Origin of the sequence: Pantoea eucrina (assembly GCF_001691555.1) — a bacterium.
In the GTDB taxonomy this organism is placed as follows: Bacteria; Pseudomonadota; Gammaproteobacteria; order Enterobacterales; family Enterobacteriaceae; genus Pantoea; species Pantoea borealis.
Window position 1 is genome coordinate 1,987,629 of the sequence record NZ_MAYN01000008.1, and the last position, 19,988, is coordinate 2,007,616.

The following is a 19,988-nucleotide window of genomic DNA, read 5'->3' on the forward strand; positions in this document are numbered from 1 at the left end:
AGACTCAATGATAGCGTTACGATCTTTTTTACGGGATACGCTATGCAGGCTATTATTAATGCGAACGTTGCGACAGGTGAACATGACTGTGACAAACTTCGCAACATCATTCAGGGGAATATTCTTAAAATAGCGGAAGCACTGGCCGGTGAGTTAGGCTGGTATTCGCAGAATGCCCAATTAGTTCCCGAAAGTTTTCAGGTCATTTCTATTAAAGCTGTTAATTCAGATAGTTTTAAAATGCTTTATGAATTTTCCTGGGATCTATTTAACCCCTGTCTGGATTTGAACGAAACCTTTACCCGACATGAAGAAGTCAGATTCCATGTAAAGCCCGGTGCACTGGTGTTTGATGTGATTGACAATTCGCGTCTCTCGCCTGCTGATGAATTGTAATATTTAGTAATTGAGGTGAGCAAAACTAATGATTGTGGATTATATTTAACAGGTCGCTGAATTATTTTTATTCGTGATCGCTCCCTGGTAGCTCTTTTAAAACTCGCCGCGCTGCGGCTCCTGTGCTCGCTATGGAGGGAAAAAGATGGACGAATACTCACCGAAACGGCATGATATTGCCCAGCTTAAATTCTTGTGTGAAAACCTGTATGACGAGAGCATGGCTACCCTGAGCGAAAATCATCGCGACTGGGTGAACGATCCTGCTTCTTCAGCTAATTTACAGCTCAACGATTTTATTGAGCATATTGCTTCTTTCACCATGAATTACAAAATTAAGCATACGGAAGATGAGTCGCTGATTTCACAAATTGACGAATATCTTGATGATACCTTTATGCTTTTTAGCAGTTACAGTATCAATGCAAAGGATCTTCAGCGCTGGCAGCGCTCCGCTAAGCGCTTATTTAATATTTTTGCCGAAGAGTGTGCTTATCTTCAGCAACCGAGCCATTCCTTTTAGCATCAGAGTGAGAATATTTTTTTCATGAGCAATCAAATCCTGACCAAGACCGACTATTTGATGCGCCTGCGTCGTTGTCGTTCAATTGACACCCTTGAGCGGGTCATTGAAAAAAATAAGTATGAATTACCGGACAGTGAACTGGCAGTATTCTATTCAGCGGCCGATCATCGTCTTGCTGAACTGACCATGAACAAACTCTACGATAAAGTACCAGGTTCTGTGTGGAAATATGTTCGTTAGGTGACGCTGCTTCTGTTGCCGGGCAGTAAAACCGGAATAAGGCAAAGGAGTGCCGGAATGCCCTGGGCAGGCGTGGCTATTTGATGGCCTGAAATGGGTGGAGGCCCTGCCAGCTACATCCCGGCACACGCGTCGCCTGCTGCGGCTGCTTCCTTCCGGACCTGACCGAGTTCACAAGTTAGCGTTGCGGGAGAACCAACAGGGCCTCCATTGAGTGCCCCCTTATCGGGAGCGGGGGCATTATCAGCGAACGCCTGTGCAATTGCAAGGGTAAGCCAGACAACCGTTGTTTTCTTGAACAGGCAGCCGCTGTTCACTCCCCTGCTTCCGCTTTCTTTTTTATTACACTGAATGATGAATGATTCGCTAAATTTTCCCGCGCGCGTCTGGCACATTGTGGCAGCGATACCGCGTGGTCAGGTGACCACCTATGGTGACATTGCCTTACTGGCGGGTTCGCCGCGGGCGGCTCGTCAGGTTGGGGGCGTACTGCGCCGTCTGCCGCCCGGGAGCACGCTGCCCTGGCATCGCGTTGTTAACCGACACGGACATATTTCTCTGCAGGGCGACGACCTGCGGCGTCAGCGTGATGCGCTGGAGGCAGAAGGGGTAAACGTCAGTGAGGAGGGTGAGATCGATATGGCACGTTATCGCTGGAAAATTTGATCAGCAGGCCCATGACAGGCCCGCTGATACTGCAGGTTACAGGCTGGTCGGAGCCGGCACTGAAGCGGATGGCGTTACCTGAGTGGGTGATGTCGACGGAACCGTGGTAGCGGCACCCGGCTGGGTTGGCATCGCGCGATTGGCTACCGGCACCAGCAGCAGTTCAGCTTTGGTACCGCCCTGGGTGATAACCGGCTTCACCGTATCGGTTACAAACGCCAGTTTGCCATCCATGGTGATAGCTGCGCTCAGCAAAATGCGTGCATCTGGCTGAATGTCTGCCGGATTAAAGGGCAGAATAAACTGGAAAGGTGACTGTTTGCCTTCGGTACGTACGGCACGCTGTGCCAGCACTTTAGAAGGCGCATCTGCCAGCGACGCGTCCGCCAGCGTCACAGTCAGTACCGCATCCGGCGGCAGCGCAATGCGCTGACGGATATAAACAGAACCACTTACGTTAGGCTGCTTGATAGCCGACTGCTGGCCGGCAACCGCCGAGCCGAGCGTAGGTGTCGGAACCGGTTTGCTGTGGTCAGCACACCCTGTAATAGCCGCAGCCAGTGTCATACCGCTAATAACCTGCCAGAGTTTCATCGATGTCGTCTCCTTATGAACACTATGATTGTCGGCGGTTAATTGTTTAACGGGTATTTCAACCGCCGATTGCTCTTAATTCTGGCACAGAAATCCGCATTGCGCCTGACCCGTCGCCCGTCACCAGAAATCAGCGCAAACCCGTTGCGCAAACTGGTCGGATCTTTCACACTTGCGCCATATCTGCTGATGAGGACATGACTATGAGTCAGGCGCTGACTAACCTGCTTACGCTGTTAAATCTGGAAAAACTGGAAGAGGGCCTGTTCCGCGGACAGAGTGAAGATCTCGGTCTGCGTCAGGTGTTTGGCGGTCAGGTTGTGGGCCAGGCGCTCTATGCCGCCAAACAGACGGTGCCGGAAGATCGCATTATCCATTCATTTCATAGCTATTTTTTGCGTCCCGGCGACAGCCATAAAGCGATTATTTATGATGTTGAAACGCTGCGCGACGGCAAAAGTTTCAGCGCGCGCCGCGTCAGTGCAGTACAGAATGGCCAGCCTATTTTCTATATGACTGCCTCATTTCAGGCCCCTGAAACCGGGTTTGAGCATCAGAACAGCATGCCTGCAGTACCCGGACCGGACGAACTGCCTTCCGAACGCGATCTGGCACAAAAACTTGCCGCGCATTTGCCGCTGAAGCTGAAAGAGAAATTTCTTGCTGAGCGGCCACTGGATATTCGTCCGGTGCAGATCCACAACCCGTTAAAGGGCCACGTAGCTGAGCCGGTGCGCCAGGTCTGGCTGCGCGCCAATGGTCAGATGCCCGACGATCTTCGCATACATCAATATGTACTGGGCTACGCCTCCGATCTCAATTTTTTGCCGGTGGCGCTGCAGCCGCATGGCAAAGGGTTTCTGGAAGCCGATATGCAGGTGGCCACGATCGATCACTCTATGTGGTTTCACCGCCCGTTTGCTCTCTCAGAATGGCTGCTTTACAGCGTGGTGAGCCCGTCTGCCTCTGGCGCACGCGGCTTTGTACGCGGCGAGTTCTATACGCAGGATGGCACGCTGGTGGCAACCACGGTGCAGGAAGGCGTCATGCGTCAGCGCGACGCATAAAAAAAGGGGCGATCCGATCGCCCCTTTTCTTCGGTTTCAGCTTACTGGTTATACGCGTTTTCGCCGTGGCTGTTTACATCCAGGCCCTCACGCTCCTGCTCTTCCGGTACCCGCAGGCCGACAATCACATCCGCCAGCTTGAAGCCGATAAAGGCCACCACACCGGACCAGACCACGGTCACGATACAGCTGAAGATCTGGACCCAGACCTGATGCCCCATGGTGACGCCTTCCGCATAGCCAACGCCACCCAGTGAGCCGGAGGCGAAGACGCCGGTCAGAATGCAGCCGAGGATGCCGCACACGCCGTGCACGCCAAAGACATCGCAGGGGTCATCAACGCGCAGCCATCTTTTCAGCGTCGTAACGCCCCAGATGCCCGCGAGCCCGCCCGCCAGACCAATGATCAGTGCGCCACCGACGCCCACGTAGCCACAGGCTGGCGTAATGGCAACCAGGCCGGCGATAAAGCCCGAGCAGGCACCCAGCAGCGAGGGCTTACCGCGCAGCGCCCATTCACCAAAGACCCAGGAGAGTACGGCACCTGCGGTGGCAACGACGGTGTTCACAAACGCCAGCGCAGCAATTTCATTGGCTGATGAAGCAGAACCGGCGTTAAAACCAAACCAGCCGACGTAGAGAATGGCCGTGCCGAGAAACACCATGGGCAGGTTATGCGGTTTGAACGCTTCTTTGCCAAAACCTGCACGTTTACCCACCAGATAAGCGCCCACCAGACCCGCAACAGCGGCGTTGATATGCACCACGGTACCGCCGGCAAAATCCAGCGCGCCATCCTGCGCCAGATAACCGCCGCCCCAGACCATATGCGCAATCGGCAGATAAGAGAGCGTCAGCCAGACGCCGACGAAAATCAGCACCGCTGAGAAGCGAATACGCTCTGCCAGTGCGCCTACGATCAACCCGACGGTAATACAGGCAAATGAAGCCTGAAACGCGACGTGAATATATTGATAAAAGCTGCCCATCACGGCTTTCAGCTCAATGTTTTTCAGCATCACCCACTGGAAGTTACCGAAAAAGGCGTTGCCCTCACTGAACGCCAGCGAGTAGCCATACACAACCCATAATACGCAGACCAGGGCAAAGGTAACGGCAACCTGTGTGAGCATGGATAAGACGTTTTTGCCGCGGATCAGGCCGCCATAAAACAGCGCGATGCCGGGGATCGTCATAAAAAGTACCAGCGCGGTACAAATCATCATAAAGGCGTTGTCCGCTTTATCCGCGACCGCAGGGGCAGCAGCCAGCGTCAGAGTGGGTAACAGCGCCAGGCTGGCAAGGCCCAGTTTCATCATCATTTTTTTCATTCTTTTCATCCCATCTCAAGTCAGAACCCGGATCAGAGCGCCGCTTCGTCAGTTTCACCGGTACGGATACGTATCACCCGCTGCAGCTCAGCGACGAAAATTTTGCCGTCGCCAATTTTGCCGGTGTAGGCCGCTTTACTGATGACATCAACCACTTCATCCAGCTGGTCATCTGCAATCGCAATATCAATTTTTACTTTTGGCAGGAAGTTAACGCTGTACTCAGCCCCGCGATAGAGTTCGGCATGCCCTTTCTGGCGGCCAAAACCTTTAACTTCAGATACCGTCAGTCCCTGAATGCCGATGGAGGATAGCGCCTCGCGGACATCCTCCAGCTTGAATGGTTTGATTACCACGGTAACCAGCTTCATACGTCCCCTCCGGATTAAACACAACTGCACGATGTATACGCAGTGGTTGAAGCAAAGGGTGTGCCAGAAATGCAAAACGCCTGTTATTGCGGTGGCGGTGCAGGTTCAGCCCGGCGCAATACTGCCGGGCTGAATGAAGGGTGCGGAGCCTGCACCTCTTTGGTGCTCAGGGCATTAAAGCGGTGCAGAAGTGAAGGAAGAGCGGGTCAGCATGAACAAAAAAGGTGCAATTCAGGCAGGTGCGCCCGCTGCCAGCTGTTCACCTGCCTGCTGCAGCTGATACATCTGCCAGTAGCGGCCCTGCTGCGCCAGCAGCTCTGCATGCGTCCCGCGCTCCGCGATATGGCCACGATGCAACACCAGAATCTGCTCCGCCTCCATAATCGTCGAGAGCCGGTGCGCAATGACCACCAGCGTGCTGTGCTGGCGCAGGGTGCGCAGCGCCTGCTGAATAGCCTGCTCAGTGCCGGAATCGATGTTCGCGGTGGCTTCATCGAGGATCAGGATCTGCGGCGGCGCGACCAGCACTCGGGCCAGCGCCAGCAGCTGTTTCTGTCCCACTGACAGCGTATTGCCCTGCTCCCCCAGCCGGGTATGAATACCGTCCGGCAGCGCACGGGCCAGCGCAGCAAGCTGCACGCTCTCAAGCACCTGCCATACCCGGGCTTCAGGGATCGCACGCCCCAGCTGCACATTAGCCAGCAGCGTATCGGCCAGCACAACCGGATCCTGCTGTACCATAGCAATGCCGGTGCGCAGTGCGTCGTGCGAGAGCGAAGAAACCGGACGACCGTCCAGCTCAATTATTCCGTGTTTTAACGGGTAGTAACCCATCAGCAGGTTTGCCAGCGTGCTTTTGCCGCTGCCGGTATGTCCGACCAGCGCCACAAAGCCGCGCGACGGTACGCTGAAGGTGATGTTGCTCAGCACGTCGCGGTCATCGCGGTAGGCGAAACTGACGTCGCGCAGCGCAATGTCTCCGGAGCGCAGCGGGGCACTCTCACTGCCATACCCCTGCTGATGCGCATCAACCAGTTCAAATATGCGCTCACCCGATACCACCGCCTGCTGCAGCATCGACTGCTGCGTGGTCAGTTCGATCAGCGGCTCATTCAGCCGGCCCAGATAGGTGATGAAGGCGTAAAGCACGCCGACCTCAAAGGCGCCGGGGGAAGCAAAGCTGAACAGCAGTAGCAGACCGCACAAAATCAGTGCAGAAAAGAGGCTAAGCAGCGGACGCAGCAAAAACCCATCCAGTCGCAGCGTCTGCATGCGCGCCATATAATGGGCACGACTCGCCTCGCTCATCCGTGCACCAAAGCGCGCCTGCTGCCGAAACTGCTGGATCACGCTCATGCCGTTGATCACTTCATTAAAGCCGTTGTTGATATCCGCCAGATAGCTGCGAACCCGGCGGGCAATCGGCGTACTGTAACGCTGATAGATCAGCATCACGGTCAGCACCAGTGGGAAAATAACCAGCGCCACCAGCGCCATACGCCAGTCGAGCGAAAACATGGCGACCAGCATCGCGCCAATCAGCGCGGCACTGCGCAGCACGGTGGCAACCACAGTGACATAGAGATCTTTGATCACCTCGGTGTCATTAGTGACGCGCGAAATAATCTGCCCCACCGGCTGGGTATCGAACGCGCTCAGCGGCTGGCGCAGCGCCGCGTTCATGACATCAACGCGCAGCTGCTGCACCACCCCGATTGCCGCCCGGTTAAACAGCAGCGCCTGAAAATAGTGCAGCGCCGCTGCCATCAGCTGCAGCAGAATAAAGCTCACCAGTAATCCCGCCACAATGCCCCACGGCATCTGATGTCTGGCAATCAGGTGATCGATAAAATAGCTGACCAGCACCGGGCCGGTCACCTCGGCGGCGGCGGCCAGCCAGAGCATGCCGGTTGCCAGCCACAGTGAACGGCGCCAGGGTTTTCCGTAGGCCAGCAGCCGTTTCAGCGTCGGCCACAGCCGCTGCGACTTAGCCATGCTGCGCTCCTGTTGCGGTTTCATCTTTGCTTTCACTCTCATCATCATCCAGCGCCGCTTCCAGCTGCTGATAGCGGTACATATCGCGATACCAGCCCGGCTGCGCCGCCAGCTGGTCATGATCGCCACGCTGCGCAATGCGCCCCTGCTGCAGTACCAGAATTTCACTCGCTTCGGTTAGCGCTGAGAGGCGGTGTGCGCTGATAATCACCGTGCGGTTCTGCCCCCAGATACGCAGGTTATGCAGAATGTCATGTTCAGTACGCCCATCTACCGCAGAAAGCGCATCATCCAGAATCAGGATCTCCGCCTCCAGCAGCAGCGCCCGGGCAATCGCAATACGCTGCTTCTGTCCGCCCGAAAGCATAACGCCGCGCTCTCCGACTTCTGTCTCATAGCCTTGCGGCAGACGCAGAATATCCTCATGCACGCAGGCCATTTTTGCTGCCTGCTCAATCTGCTGCTGCGTGGCGTCGGGGCGTCCCAGCGCCAGATTGTTTGCCACGCTGTCAGAAAACAGAAACGGCGTCTGGCTGACGACTGCCAGGCGGCTGCGCCAGCTGTCAAGCTGCAGCTGAACCAGCGGCAGCTCGCCGTAGCGGATCCCGCCCCGATCGACATCGAAGTGGCGCTGAATGAGACTGAGCAGCGTACTTTTGCCGCAGCCGGTGGGGCCGCATAATCCCAGCATCTGCCCCGGCTGCAGCTGCGCATGAATATTCTGCAGTACGGCATTTTCTGTACCCGGGTAGTGAAAGGCGTCAATGGCGAGCTGCAGCGCAGCCGGCTCAGGCGGTAACGCCAGAGTGCCATCAACCACGGCCGGCGCTTCAGCCAGCAGCGCACGAATACGGCTCCAGGCCGCACTGCCGCGCTCCACGATATTGATCATCCACGCCAGCGCCAGCATCGGCCAGATCATCAGTCCGAGATACATCACAAAGCTGGTGAGCTGGCCCAGCGTCAGAGTGCCGTGCCATACCATCCAGCCGCCGCCGGCGATCGCCAGCAGATTAGAGAAACCAACGGCCACATAGATAATGGGATCGAATCGCGCGTCCACCCGCGCCACATGCAGATTTTTACGTCCGGTATCGCTGGCGATGTCAGCAAACTGCTGCGACTGATGATCTTCCAGGCCAAACGCTTTGATCATACGGATACTGGTCAGGCTCTCCTGCGTCTGATCGTTCAGGCTTGAGAACGCCGCCTGCGCGACTTTAAAGCGCTGATGCAGTCGCGAACCATCTTTCTGGATCGCCAGCGCCATAAAGGGCATCGGGATCAGCGCCAGCAGCGTAAGCTGCCAGCTTATCTGCGTACTCATTACCGCCAGTACCACCAGCCCCATAACCAGTGAGTCCACCAGCGTCAGCACCCCTTCCCCCGCCGCAAACACCACGCGGTCCACATCATTGGTGGCGCGTGCGATGAGATCGCCTGTGCGATGACGCAGATAGAACGCAGGATGCTGCCGGCTCAGCTGACGATAAAAATCCTCGCGCAGTTCAACCGCCAGCTGATACGAGGCGCCAAACAGCAGCACGCGCCAGACATAGCGCAGCAGATAAACAATAACCGCGGTGAGCAGCATGACGCCGATCCATAGCATAATCTGCCTGGCAGAGAGCTGCTGCTGCGTGACGCCATCCACAATAACGCCCACCAGGTGCGGCGGGATCAGCTGCAGTAACGCGATAATAATAAGCAGGCAAACAGCACCGGCATAGCGGCGCCACTCACGCAGGAAATACCAACTAAGCTGGCTGAATAATCGCACAATCTCTCTCTTTATTTACGCTTCAGGGCACAACGGGCAGCGCGGTTGAATATTTAATCTCTTCCATCGCAAAGCTGGAGGTGACATCGATCAGGCCCGGCACGCCATTCACCAGCCGCTTATAAAACGCGTCGTAGCTCTTCATATCCGCAACCTGTATTCGCAGCAGATAGTCATACTCGCCGGCCATACGGTAGAAGGCCATGACTTCCGGCATTGGCTCCACCACGGCGACAAACTGCCTGAACCAGTCGCTGCTGTGCTGCTGGGTTTTGATCAGCATAAACGCGGTCAGTGACAGACCAAGTTTTTCACCATCCAGCAGCGCCACGCGCGCCCGGATGATGCCATCATCTTCAAGTTTTTTCAGGCGCTTCCAGCAGGGCGTGGTGGTCAGATTCACGGCCTCCGCCAGCGCCTGCAGCGAGAGCGTGCAATCCTTCTGCAGAAGGGCCAGCAGCTTACGGTCAATTTTATCTATCATCACGCCTCACCGGAGAAAAATTTTCTCTGAACCGCTGATTATACCCTGGTTTTAGCAACCTCTTTTTCCTGCCCGTGCCGTACACTGGCGGCAATAAAAACCGGAGAGAATTGCCATGCAAACGCCCTGGATCCGCCACGCCATTAATGAGATTAACGCTGATATCCAGCGCTCGGCTGACACACACCTGATCCGCTTTACGCTGGACGATTTCCCGGGCATCTTTTTCTACCTTAAGGATGAGAGCACGCACCCCAGCGGCAGCCTGAAACATCGCCTGGCGCGTTCGCTGTTCCTGTATGGACTGGCGAATGGCTGGATCGGTGAAAAAACCCCGATTATCGAAGCGTCATCCGGCAGCACCGCGGTATCGGAAGCCTACTTTGCCCGGCTGCTCGGCCTGCCGTTTATCGCGGTTATGCCGGCCAGCACCGCAAAGCGTAAAATTGAGATGATTCGCTTCTATGGAGGCGAATGCCATTTTGTTGCCGATCCGTGCCAGCTCTACGCAGAATCGGAGCGCCTGGCGCGTGAACTGAACGGTCACTTTATGGATCAATTTACCTATGCTGAACGTGCGACGGACTGGCGCGGCAATAATAATATTGCAGAAAGTATTTTTCGTCAGATGGCACATGAGCCGTTTCCGGTGCCCCATACGCTGATCATGAGCGCCGGCACCGGCGGTACCTCTGCCACGCTGGGACGCTATATTCGTTATCAGGGCTACCCCACCCGTCTGCTGGTCACTGATCCGCAGCACTCCGTGTTTTTTGACTACTGGCACAGCCGTGACAGCAGCCTGCGTAATGCGCGCGGCAGCCTGATTGAGGGCATTGGTCGCCCGCGCGTTGAACCCTCTTTTCTGCCCGACGTGATCGATGAAATGCTCAAAGTCCCCGATGGCGCAACGCTGGCAGCCATGCTGCGGCTGGAACAGATCCTCGGGCGGCGGCCCGGCGCCTCAACGGGGACCAACTTCTGGGGTATGATGCAGGTCGCGAAGCGCATGCGTGCCAGCGGTGAACGGGGTGCGCTGGTGACGCTGCTCTGCGACAGCGGTGAGCGCTATCCCGACACCTATTACAATCCGGCGTGGGTCGCGGCGCAGATTGGCGATATTCAGCCCTGGCTGCAGGCGCTGCAATAAAAAAACCGGACTTCCGGTCCGGTTCACGGCAAGACTCAGCCCTGGGGGGAGTAATCAAGGTGGGGCGTTGTCAGCCAGTGATTTAAATAATGAGACACCGCCTGTGTCTCGCAATGGCCGATAACCGGCAAATGCGGCAGCGCGGCTTTAAGCTGATGCATGGCGTTGCCCATAACAAAACCTTTACCTGCCCGCTCCAGCATCTCGCGATCGTTCATCGCATCCCCGAAGGCCATACACTCCGCCAGCGGCAGATCGAGGTGTTCGCACAACCGCGTCAGCGCCGCGCCTTTATGGCAGCCTGTCGGCAGAACCTCAAGACAGTCCCAGGCAGAAAAACAGATACTGGCACGTGCGCCCAGCGCCTGCTGCAGTTCTTCCTGCAGCGCCAGTAACATCTCATGGGGTGCGATAAAGCAGATTTTGGTGATGTTGTCTCCGGACATCTGCTGCAGATCGCACAGCTGATAGCTAAACCCGCTCAGCGAGTGCGCCTCCAGCGCGCCGGGCAGCGGCTTATCAGTGAACCAGCCCTCATCGGTAAACAGATGAATGGAGGCGGGTGTTTTCCAGCGGGTTCTCATGACCTGTTCTGCGACCTCCGCTGGCAGATCGCAGCCATAAAGCTGATTACCTTGCGGGTCATGAATACGCGTGCCGTTACCGGTTATCAGCCAGGCAGGCAGCGTGATCTGTGTACGGATCACCTGCATATCCAGCAGGTGACGACCGGTGGCAAAGGCCAGAATCACATTGCGCTGCTGCAGCGCGTGCAGGGTTTCCAGCGTCTCTTTACCTAACTGATGCGTGGGCAGCAACAGCGTGCCGTCCATATCAAATGCTGCAAGACGAGCCATGCCTGTACTCCTGTCGGGGGATGCCTTTTACTATCGCCTGGTAATTACGGAACGAATAGTGAATACTTTTTGAAAACTGTTCCGGGTTTAACTATGCGCGAACTTCATCGTGTCAGCCAGTTTCAGCGGCTGTGGCACGCCAGCCAGGGGGAGACGCAGCGCTTAAGCGTTGCCATGCTGGCTAAGCGCTGTTTCTGCAGCGAACGTCATGCGCGTACCCTGCTGAAAAAATGGCAGCAGGCGGGCTGGATCCGCTGGGAAAGCCAGCCGGGGCGCGGTAAACAGGGAGAGCTGCAGTTTTTGATCACACCTGAGGCACTGCGCCAGCAGCTGCTTAACCGCCAGCTGCTGGCGGGCGAACCGGTTCAGATGCTGCAGACGCTTGACCTGCCGCCGGAACGTCTGCTGCAGCTGCTGCAGCCACTGATGGGCGGGCACTGGCAGGATCGTACGCCGGTACTGCGCATTCCTTATTACCGCACGCTCGCCTTCCCGGCACCTCTGCAGCCTCTCGGTCGCGCGGAGCAGCATCTGGCCCGGCAGATTTTCTCCGGCCTGACGCGCGTTGAAAACAACCGCGTCAGGGGCGACCTGGCGCATCACTGGCAGCACGACAGCAGCGGACTGAACTGGAGCTTCTGGCTGCGTCCGCAGCTTAGCTGGCATAACGGCGACCCGATGTATGCCGCACAGCTGGCAGCGGTACTGCAGCAGATTATCCGGAGCGCCAGCGGACGCGTGCTGCTTGCCAGCGTTGCGCAGATTGACGCCCCGCATCCGCTCACTCTGCGTATCCGGCTGCATCAGCCCGACTACTGGCTGCCGCAGCGGCTGGCTCACCAGTTCTGTCTGCTGCCGCATCCCGACAGCCCGCAAACTGGCAGCGGCCCCTGGCAGCTGATGCAATTTACCCCGACGCTGCTGCGGCTGGAGAGCTATGCGCGCTGGCATCTGCAGCGTGCGCTGATCCAGCGTATTGAATACTGGATCACACCCACCCTGTTTATGCCGGAACAGGGCAACAGCTGCCGTCATCCGGTACAGATTGCGATTGGTAATGCTGACGAGCTGCAGCAGCTGCGGCCGGTAGATCGCAGTATCAGCCGCGGCTTCTGCTATCTGGCCACCCGCCCTTCACTGCGTTTCAGCGCGGCTCAGGCCCGGACGCTGATTGCGCTGATCCAGCGCAGCGATGTGATCCGCCAGCTGCCGCTGGCAGAAGGATTAATTACGCCAAGTCAGTGGCTGCTGCCCGGCTGGCCGGTTCCGCAGACCGGGACGGAACCCGTTGCCCTGCCTGCACGCCTGACCCTGCATTACCACCTGCCGGTTGAGCTGCACGTAATGGCGGAGGCGCTGGTTAGGCTGCTGGCCTCACACGGCTGTGAGCTGACCTGCGTATTTCATGAGGTAAAAAGCTGGAACAGCGAGCAGGATCTTACGGCAGCGGATATTGTCATGGGCGATCGTCTGATTGGTGACGCGCCGCAGTTCACCCTGCTGAACTGGCTGGAGCAGGACCGGCTGTGGCAGCCGCTGCGTGACAGCTTCCGCCAGTCGCTTCAGCAAATCGCCTGTGAGCCAGATGATGGCGTGCGTTCGTCTGCCGTTCAGCAACTTTTTCATACGCTGATGAGCGAAGGTTATCTGCTGCCGCTGTTTAACTACCGTTATCAGGTACTGGCGCCACCGGGCGTGGAGGGTGTACACCTGACCGCGCTGGGCTGGTTTGACTTTACGCGAGCCTGGATCCCGCCGCCTGTCCCCTGCCCTGTTCAGTCCGCCCCTGACGCAGTACCATAAAGACACCACACCAGGAGATAAGAGTTAATGAAACGCGCCGTTGTCGTTTTTAGTGGTGGACAAGATTCCACCACCTGCCTGATTCAGGCCCTGCAGCACTATGATGAAGTTCACTGCGTTACTTTCGATTATGGACAGCGCCACCGCCAAGAGATTGAGGTGGCAGCAGAGCTGGCACATAAGCTGGGTGCGCGCGCGCATAAAGTACTGGATGTTACCCTGCTGAACGAGCTGGCGGTAAGCAGCCTGACGCGTGACAATATCCCGGTACCGGCCTATGAGGCTGATGCCAGCGGATTACCCAGCACGTTTGTACCCGGCCGTAATATTCTGTTTCTGACGCTCGCCTCTGTCTACGCGTATCAGGTAGAAGCTGAAGCCGTTATCACCGGCGTGTGTGAGACCGATTTTTCCGGCTATCCCGACTGCCGCGATGAGTTTGTTAAAGCGTTAAACCACGCGGTCAGCCTTGGTATGGCCCGCGAAATACGTTTTGAGACACCGCTGATGTGGCTGAATAAAGCAGAGACCTGGGCGCTGGCTGATTACTGGCAACAGCTGCCGCTGGTACGGTCAGAGACGCTGACCTGCTATAACGGCATCAAAGGTGATGGCTGCGGAACCTGCGCCGCCTGTCATTTACGTGCTCGCGGACTGGCAGAGTATCAGGATAATGCCGCAGCGGTAATGACGGCAATGAAGCAAAAAAGCGGCCTGCGCTGAATCAGCCCGCAGCCGGCGTGGCGTCAGCAGTGACGCCACGGTTTAACGCCCGTTCATCAGAGCCGCCAGGCGTTCGCGCAGTTCTCCCTCCAGCGGAACCGCCTTTTGCGTTCGCAAATCGATACAGACAAACGTCAGCATGGCGTCAGCCACCAGAGTGCCATCCTCTGCAAGCAGTACACGCTGTGCAATGATGCCGCTGCGGCCGCTGAGCTGTGACACCTCGCTTTCAATTATCAGGCGATCTCCCAGAACCGCAGGCCGGCGATAGTTGATATTGATGTTCACTACCACAAACGCCAGTTTTTGCGCTATCAGCCAGTTAAAGGCGTTTGCTTCTTCCAGCCACTGCCAGCGCGCCTCCTCCAGAAACTCCAGGTAACGCGCATTGTTAACATGCTGGTAAACATCAAGATGATAGCCGCGCACTTTTATGGTGGTTTGCATCAACACTCCTGAACAGGCTGAAACCGCTAACTGGTTGGACCTGTTGAGCATAGCACAGCCTGTTGCCGGGACTTACTGATACTTCAGCATCGCGAAGTGCTTCACAGTTTGAGTCGATCGCTGTTGCGTTCTACCAGCGCACTGCCGATACCGGGTACCTCTTTGAGCTGCTCCAGCGCAGTGAAGCGACCATACTCTTCGCGATAGCTAACAATCGCCTGCGCTTTTTTCAGCCCGATACCATTCATGGCGCTCGCCAGCTGCTCGGCTGTGGCATCGTTGATGCTGACCGGTCCGGCCGTCAGTGCCGCCAGCGGCTTTGCCTGTACTGCCGGCGGTTCTGCCGCCGCGAGGCTGCCGCTATAGAGTGCGCCGCCCAGCGCCAGTGTCAGACAAAATGCGTGAAAAGTGGATTTGTTCATGCTGTTTTTCTCCTTGTGTTTGACAGCATCAGCAGCGTGTCACAGCAGAGAAAAAGCCGCAAAAGGCGAAACGGAAAGATGGAAAAGGCCGCAGAAGCGGCCTTTGATTGTTGCAGAACATTACCTGTTTTTGTGAGGCTTACTGGGCTTGCGCCGCTGCACCGTATTTGATCTTCGCCTCTTTACGCAGATTCTCCAGCAGCGCTTCAAACGCGATCTGTGCATTATTCTGCGTAACGCCTTTAATCATCTCATCAACCTGATTCTGCGGCAGGCTGCCGGCAGAGACTTTATCCAGCGCAACCAGCACAACATTGCCCTGCATATCTTCGCCTGTGCCCCAGGACGGTTTATTGTCTGCCGGCTGCGGCAGCGAAAATGCGGTCTGTGCAATTGGATCCTGTGCGTTGCGATCAACCACTTTGCTGCTGCTCAGCGTCAGGCCTGCCGCGCTCAGCGCTTCACTTTTGCCTGCTTTCAGCTCAGCCAGCAGTTTATCTGCCTGCGCTTTAGCCTGCTGTGTCGCCTTATCGTGTTTGATGCGATCGGTAACCTGCGCTTTTACCTGGTCAAGCGGTTTAACCGCTTCCGGTTTGTGTTCGCTGATGCGCAGCACAAACGCGCGATCGCCATCCACGCTGATAATATCGGAGTTGTTGCCCGGCGCACCGTTCTGCCCGGTCAGGCCACCGCTGAAGACCGCCTGTTTAACCGCGTCAAAGTCGAGGTCAGCAGGCACATCATCACGGGTGAACCAGCCGGTTTCACTGACGTTAAGACCCGATGCCTGTGCCGCGCCAGCCAGCGATTCATTATCATTGCTGGCGGCTTCGCTGACCTTCTGCTGCAGCTTATAGAATGCGTCGAGCGCTTTCTCCTGCTTAACTTTGTCCGCAATGACGTCATGCACCTGCGCCAGCGGCTTTACCTGCTCCGGCTGGATATCGTCCAGACGCACTACCAGGAAACCCACTGAGGATTTAATCACGTCTGAAAGCTGGCCTTTCTCCGTCAGGCTGGCATTTTTCAGCTCATCTGGCGTGGTGGCAGGTTCCAGCCAGCCCATGTCGCCGCCTTTACGTGCGGAGATAGGATCGGCAGATTTGCTTTTCGCCAGGCTGGCAAAATCGCCGCCCTGCTTCAGTGCATCCAGTACTGACCGGGCTTCTGCCTCAGTTTTGGTCTGAATGATGCTGTAACGGCTGCGCTGCGGCTGTGAGTAGTCCGCTTTGTGTTGATCGTACCAGCTTTGAATATCCGCTTCGCTGACCGGCTGCTGCATCGCTGCTGCATCCATTTTGATATAGCTGACGCGGAACTGCTCTGGTGCCATGAAGCTGTTCTGATGCTGCTGATAATACTGCGCGATCTCGTCGTCAGTCACCGTCTGCTTTGCTGCCAGCGCGTTAACGTCAATCACCGCCTGACGGATTTCCCGCTGCTGCGAGACTAAATCTGTCAGCTTCGTGGTTTCATCTTTCAGCATAAAATCAGTGTTAGCGATGGCGTTGATCAGCTGCTGGTTAAGCAACTGCTTGCGCAGCGCTTCCGCATATTGATCGGCTGAGAAGCCCATACTGGTGATCAAACCATTATATTTGGCATTATCAAATTTACCGTTGGTCTGAAACGCTTTCTGATTGAAAATTGCCTGCTTTACCTGCTCATCACTGATACCAAGATGCAGATCGCTGATGTACTGATCCAGCAGCGCCTGATCTACCAGCTGTGACAGCGCCTGCTGGCGCATCTGCTGGATATAGCCATCATTGCTCGCCAGCTGTGAGAACTGATCGCCCAGCATCTGCTGCTGACGATTGCGCTCGCTGTTAAACGCCTGCTCCAGCTCAGCACGGCTGATTTCGTGGCCGTTAACTTTCGCCGCGTAATCGCCATTGCCACCGATCAGGTAGTTGCCCACCCCGGTAAGCACAAAGGACAGGATAATCAATCCCAGAATAACCTTGAGCACGACATGATTCGACGCCGCGCGTAAATTGTCCATCATGGTATGACAACACTCCGCTGTAGTGTGAATGTAAAGCTCAGACACGATGCCATCATCGTGCAGCTGCAGTTCAGGCTGGCAGCTGGCAACCATGCGGAGACTGAAGCCACTGGCTCAAGCTACGCATCAAATAAAAAAGGCACATCAGTAATGATGTGCCCGTATGTTACATGAGAACGGCTTTTTCGTCCTCAATCCAGAGAAGAAAATGCTTCACTGGTTAATCCAGACCGACTTAATTAACGGCGTCTTTCAGCGCTTTACCGGCACGGAATCCCGGTACCTTGCCAGCCGGGATCGTGATCTCTTTACCGGTTTGCGGATTACGGCCAGCACGCTCAGCGCGCTCGCGCACAGAGAACGTACCGAAACCCACCAGGGCTACTTCATCGCCGCTTTTCAGCGCGTCCGAAACAGATTCGGTAAACGCCTCCAGTACACGTCCGGCTGCTGCTTTAGAAATGTCTGCTTCTGCAGCAATTTTGTCGATCAACTGTGACTTATTCACTCTCTTCATCCCCTCTTTTATTATTCACTTTGCCCCGTCTCTTTTCGCCAGGGCAAACGCGCAGCCAGTTATAACAAGCTCATGATGCTGAAACAACGGTATTCATCTTAATCGCAGATCCAGCCGCCCTCTAACTTAGCAGGCAAAAAAAAGCTGGCAAGCCTGATGTAGCCTGCCAGCTTCGCTTTTTAGCCGCATTGACTGCCTGGCGCTATTTCGCCGTCACGACCTGCATACCGGATGGCGCATTTTCCAGGGCCAGATTCAGCACCTCTTCAATGCGTTTAACCGGATGAATGCTGAGGTCAGCAATCACATTTGCCGGAATATCTTCCAGATCGCGCTTGTTTTCATCCGGGATCAGTACGGTTTTAATCCCGCCACGGTGTGCTGCCAGCAGCTTCTCTTTCAGACCGCCGATAGGCAGTACCTGACCGCGCAGCGTGATCTCGCCGGTCATGGCCACATCAGAACGGACCGGGTTACCCGTCAGACAGGAGACCAGCGCCGTACACATGGCAATACCGGCACTCGGACCATCCTTCGGCGTAGCCCCTTCCGGCACGTGCACGTGGATATCACGCTTCTCATAGAAGTCACCGTTAATACCCAGTTTTTCCGCCCGGGCGCGAACCACGGTTAATGCAGCCTGAATTGACTCCTGCATCACCTCGCCAAGAGAGCCGGTATAGGTCAGTTTGCCTTTACCCGGCACACAAGCGGTTTCAATGGTCAGCAGATCGCCGCCCACTTCTGTCCACGCCAGGCCAGTGACCTGCCCTACGCGGTTTTCACTATCAGCGCGACCGTAATCAAAACGCTGTACGCCGAGGAAATCTTTCAGGTTGTCGCCATCAATGGTGATGCTCTTTTGCGTTTTATCCATCAGCAGCGCTTTGACCGCTTTACGACATAACTTAGAGAGTTCACGTTCAAGGCTACGCACGCCGGCCTCACGCGTGTAATAACGGATGATGCCAATGATTGCGCTATCATCAACGCTGATCTCTTTCTCTTTCAGCGCATTACGCTCAATCTGTTTAGGCAGCAGGTGCTGCTTCGCAATATTGAGTTTTTCATCTTCGGTGTAGCCCGACAGGCGGATCACTTCCATACGATCCAGCAGCGGTGCCGGAATGTTCATGGAGTTAGATGTCGCGACAAACATCACATCAGAGAGGTCGTAGTCAACTTCCAGATAGTGATCGTTAAACGCGATATTCTGTTCCGGATCCAGCACTTCCAGCAGCGCCGAAGCAGGATCGCCCCGCATGTCAGACGACATTTTGTCAATTTCATCCAGCAGGAACAGCGGGTTTTTCACGCCCACTTTTGCCATTTTCTGGATCAGCTTGCCTGGCATCGAACCAATATAGGTGCGACGGTGTCCGCGAATTTCTGCTTCATCACGCACGCCACCCAGCGCCATACGCACATATTTGCGTCCGGTTGCCTTCGCAATCGACTGTCCCAGAGAGGTTTTACCCACGCCCGGCGGGCCAACCAGACAGAGGATCGGGCCTTTGATTTTGCTGACGCGACTCTGCACTGCAAGATACTCAAGGATGCGATCTTTGACGCGTTCAAGACCAAAGTGATCGGTATCGAGCGTCTCCTGCGCTTTGCGCAGATCTTTCTTCACCTTGCTGCGCGCGTTCCACGGAACCTGAACCATCCAGTCAATATAGCCGCGTACCACCGTCGCTTCTGCAGACATAGGCGACATCATTTTCAGCTTCTGCAGCTCAGCTTCCGCTTTTTCACGCGCTTCAGCCGGCATTTTAGCCGCGTCGATTTTACGCTTCAGCGCTTCATACTCGTCTGGCGCGTCATCCATCTCGCCCAGCTCTTTCTGAATCGCCTTCATTTGTTCGTTCAGATAATATTCGCGCTGGCTTTTTTCCATCTGCTTTTTGACGCGATTGCGAATGCGTTTCTCAACCTGCAACAGGTCGATTTCCGATTCCATCATCGCCATCAGATATTCCAGACGCTCGTTCACGTCGGACATCTCAAGCACAGACTGCTTATCCGCCAGCTTAAGCGGCATATGTGCCGCTACGGTATCAGCCAGACGTGCCGCATCATCAATGCTGTTCAGTGAGGTCAGCACTTCAGGCGGGATCTTTTTGTTCAGCTTGATGTAGCCTTCAAACTGATTAATCGCGGTGCGTACCAGCACTTCCTGCTCGCGCTCTTCAATTTCTGGCGAGGTCAGATATTCAGCCTGTGCGACAAAGTGATCGCCATTGTCAGACAGTGTGGTAATGCGGGCACGCTGCAGGCCTTCCACCAGCACCTTAACCGTGCCATCAGGCAGCTTTAACATCTGCAGTACGGACGCCACTGTCCCTACGGCAAAGAGATCGTTAATTCCAGGTTCATCCGTTGAAGCCTCTTTCTGGGCAACCAGCATGATCTTCTTGTCATGATCCATTGCCGCTTCCAGGCAACGAATCGATTTTTCCCGACCAACAAACAACGGAATTACCATGTGCGGATAAACCACCACGTCGCGCAGCGGCAACACGGGGATTTCAATGCGTTCAGAACGCTCAGGATTCATAGAGCTCTCTCTTAGTTTAATGTCCGCCAGGTGATGGGTACCGCGTAATACAGG

Annotated in this window: 20 protein-coding genes and 1 other RNA gene; 8 read left to right on the forward strand and 13 right to left on the reverse strand. The window is 55.7% G+C overall.

The window, feature by feature from the left end; translation table 11 throughout:
- The first annotated feature begins 42 nt into the window (after nt 1-42).
- From BBA90_RS15525 to BBA90_RS15535, 3 genes are all read left to right on the forward strand, one after another.
- Nucleotides 43-396 (forward strand): hypothetical protein, encoded by a 354-nt coding sequence (locus BBA90_RS15525; protein WP_065649930.1) that lies wholly within the window; start codon nt 43-45, stop codon nt 394-396.
- 145 nt (nt 397-541) lie between these two features.
- A complete protein-coding gene (gene tomB, locus BBA90_RS15530; protein WP_039383003.1) occupies nt 542-919 on the forward strand; it encodes an Hha toxicity modulator TomB in 378 nt (125 codons plus the stop codon).
- A 24-nt stretch (nt 920-943) separates the two neighbouring features.
- Nucleotides 944-1,162, forward strand: a complete 219-nt coding sequence (locus tag BBA90_RS15535; RefSeq protein WP_065649931.1) for an HHA domain-containing protein — start codon at nt 944-946, stop codon at nt 1,160-1,162.
- A gap of 104 nt (nt 1,163-1,266) precedes the next feature.
- On the opposite strand, the gene ffs is transcribed toward BBA90_RS15535, so the two are convergent.
- An RNA gene (gene ffs, locus BBA90_RS15540) (signal recognition particle sRNA small type) lies at nt 1,267-1,363 on the reverse strand.
- Between the two features lie 153 nt (nt 1,364-1,516).
- Here ffs and BBA90_RS15545 point away from each other — a divergent pair.
- Nucleotides 1,517-1,828: an MGMT family protein gene (locus tag BBA90_RS15545; protein ID WP_065649932.1), complete on the forward strand. Its 312-nt coding sequence runs from the start codon at nt 1,517-1,519 to the stop codon at nt 1,826-1,828.
- 36 nt (nt 1,829-1,864) lie between these two features.
- On the opposite strand, the gene BBA90_RS15550 is transcribed toward BBA90_RS15545, so the two are convergent.
- Nucleotides 1,865-2,422, reverse strand: coding sequence for a YbaY family lipoprotein (locus BBA90_RS15550; RefSeq protein ID WP_065649933.1), 558 nt, complete (start codon nt 2,420-2,422; stop codon nt 1,865-1,867).
- Nucleotides 2,423-2,625: 203 nt separating this feature from the next.
- Between BBA90_RS15550 and tesB the strand changes: the two genes are divergently transcribed.
- Nucleotides 2,626-3,489: an acyl-CoA thioesterase II gene (gene tesB, locus BBA90_RS15555; protein ID WP_065649934.1), complete on the forward strand. Its 864-nt coding sequence runs from the start codon at nt 2,626-2,628 to the stop codon at nt 3,487-3,489.
- A 41-nt stretch (nt 3,490-3,530) separates the two neighbouring features.
- Here the strand turns inward: tesB and amtB are convergent, their stop codons facing one another.
- The 5 genes from amtB to BBA90_RS15580 form a co-directional block, all read right to left on the reverse strand.
- A complete protein-coding gene (gene amtB / locus BBA90_RS15560; protein WP_065649935.1) occupies nt 3,531-4,820 on the reverse strand; it encodes an ammonium transporter AmtB in 1,290 nt (429 codons plus the stop codon).
- Nucleotides 4,821-4,852: 32 nt separating this feature from the next.
- On the reverse strand, nt 4,853-5,191 hold the full coding sequence (glnK, locus tag BBA90_RS15565; protein ID WP_003850469.1) for a P-II family nitrogen regulator: 339 nt from the start codon (nt 5,189-5,191) through the stop codon (nt 4,853-4,855).
- Between the two features lie 231 nt (nt 5,192-5,422).
- Nucleotides 5,423-7,186, reverse strand: coding sequence for a SmdB family multidrug efflux ABC transporter permease/ATP-binding protein (locus BBA90_RS15570; protein WP_065649936.1), 1,764 nt, complete (start codon nt 7,184-7,186; stop codon nt 5,423-5,425).
- Entirely contained in the window at nt 7,179-8,966 is a 1,788-nt protein-coding gene (locus BBA90_RS15575) for a SmdA family multidrug ABC transporter permease/ATP-binding protein (RefSeq protein ID WP_065649937.1), read from the reverse strand. Before BBA90_RS15575 ends, BBA90_RS15570 begins: the two co-directional genes overlap by 8 nt.
- 22 nt (nt 8,967-8,988) lie before the next feature.
- Nucleotides 8,989-9,450 (reverse strand): Lrp/AsnC family transcriptional regulator, encoded by a 462-nt coding sequence (locus BBA90_RS15580; protein ID WP_065649938.1) that lies wholly within the window; start codon nt 9,448-9,450, stop codon nt 8,989-8,991.
- A gap of 115 nt (nt 9,451-9,565) precedes the next feature.
- Here BBA90_RS15580 and BBA90_RS15585 point away from each other — a divergent pair, with 115 nt between their 5' ends.
- The gene (locus BBA90_RS15585; protein ID WP_065649939.1) at nt 9,566-10,600 is read left to right on the forward strand and encodes a PLP-dependent cysteine synthase family protein; all 1,035 of its coding nucleotides are present in this window, start codon (nt 9,566-9,568) and stop codon (nt 10,598-10,600) included.
- A gap of 35 nt (nt 10,601-10,635) precedes the next feature.
- Here the strand turns inward: BBA90_RS15585 and cof are convergent, their stop codons facing one another.
- Nucleotides 10,636-11,457 (reverse strand): HMP-PP phosphatase, encoded by an 822-nt coding sequence (gene cof, locus BBA90_RS15590; RefSeq protein WP_065649940.1) that lies wholly within the window; start codon nt 11,455-11,457, stop codon nt 10,636-10,638.
- 93 nt (nt 11,458-11,550) lie between these two features.
- Between cof and BBA90_RS15595 the strand changes: the two genes are divergently transcribed.
- Together BBA90_RS15595 and queC are read left to right on the forward strand one after the other, a co-directional pair.
- Complete coding sequence (locus tag BBA90_RS15595; protein WP_065649941.1) at nt 11,551-13,260, forward strand: SgrR family transcriptional regulator; 1,710 nt, start codon at nt 11,551-11,553, stop codon at nt 13,258-13,260.
- A gap of 27 nt (nt 13,261-13,287) precedes the next feature.
- Nucleotides 13,288-13,983 (forward strand): 7-cyano-7-deazaguanine synthase QueC, encoded by a 696-nt coding sequence (gene queC, locus BBA90_RS15600; protein WP_065649942.1) that lies wholly within the window; start codon nt 13,288-13,290, stop codon nt 13,981-13,983.
- A 42-nt stretch (nt 13,984-14,025) separates the two neighbouring features.
- Here the strand turns inward: queC and BBA90_RS15605 are convergent, their stop codons facing one another.
- The 5 genes from BBA90_RS15605 to lon form a co-directional block, all read right to left on the reverse strand.
- A complete protein-coding gene (locus BBA90_RS15605; protein ID WP_065649943.1) occupies nt 14,026-14,430 on the reverse strand; it encodes an acyl-CoA thioesterase in 405 nt (134 codons plus the stop codon).
- Nucleotides 14,431-14,531: 101 nt separating this feature from the next.
- Nucleotides 14,532-14,852: a helix-hairpin-helix domain-containing protein gene (locus BBA90_RS15610; RefSeq protein WP_065649944.1), complete on the reverse strand. Its 321-nt coding sequence runs from the start codon at nt 14,850-14,852 to the stop codon at nt 14,532-14,534.
- A gap of 139 nt (nt 14,853-14,991) precedes the next feature.
- A complete protein-coding gene (ppiD, locus tag BBA90_RS15615) occupies nt 14,992-16,860 on the reverse strand; it encodes a peptidylprolyl isomerase (RefSeq protein WP_065650500.1) in 1,869 nt (622 codons plus the stop codon).
- A gap of 235 nt (nt 16,861-17,095) precedes the next feature.
- Nucleotides 17,096-17,368, reverse strand: coding sequence for a nucleoid-associated protein HU-beta (gene hupB, locus BBA90_RS15620; protein ID WP_065649945.1), 273 nt, complete (start codon nt 17,366-17,368; stop codon nt 17,096-17,098).
- Between the two features lie 211 nt (nt 17,369-17,579).
- Nucleotides 17,580-19,934, reverse strand: coding sequence for an endopeptidase La (gene lon / locus BBA90_RS15625; protein WP_065649946.1), 2,355 nt, complete (start codon nt 19,932-19,934; stop codon nt 17,580-17,582).
- Nucleotides 19,935-19,988 lie beyond the last annotated feature (54 nt).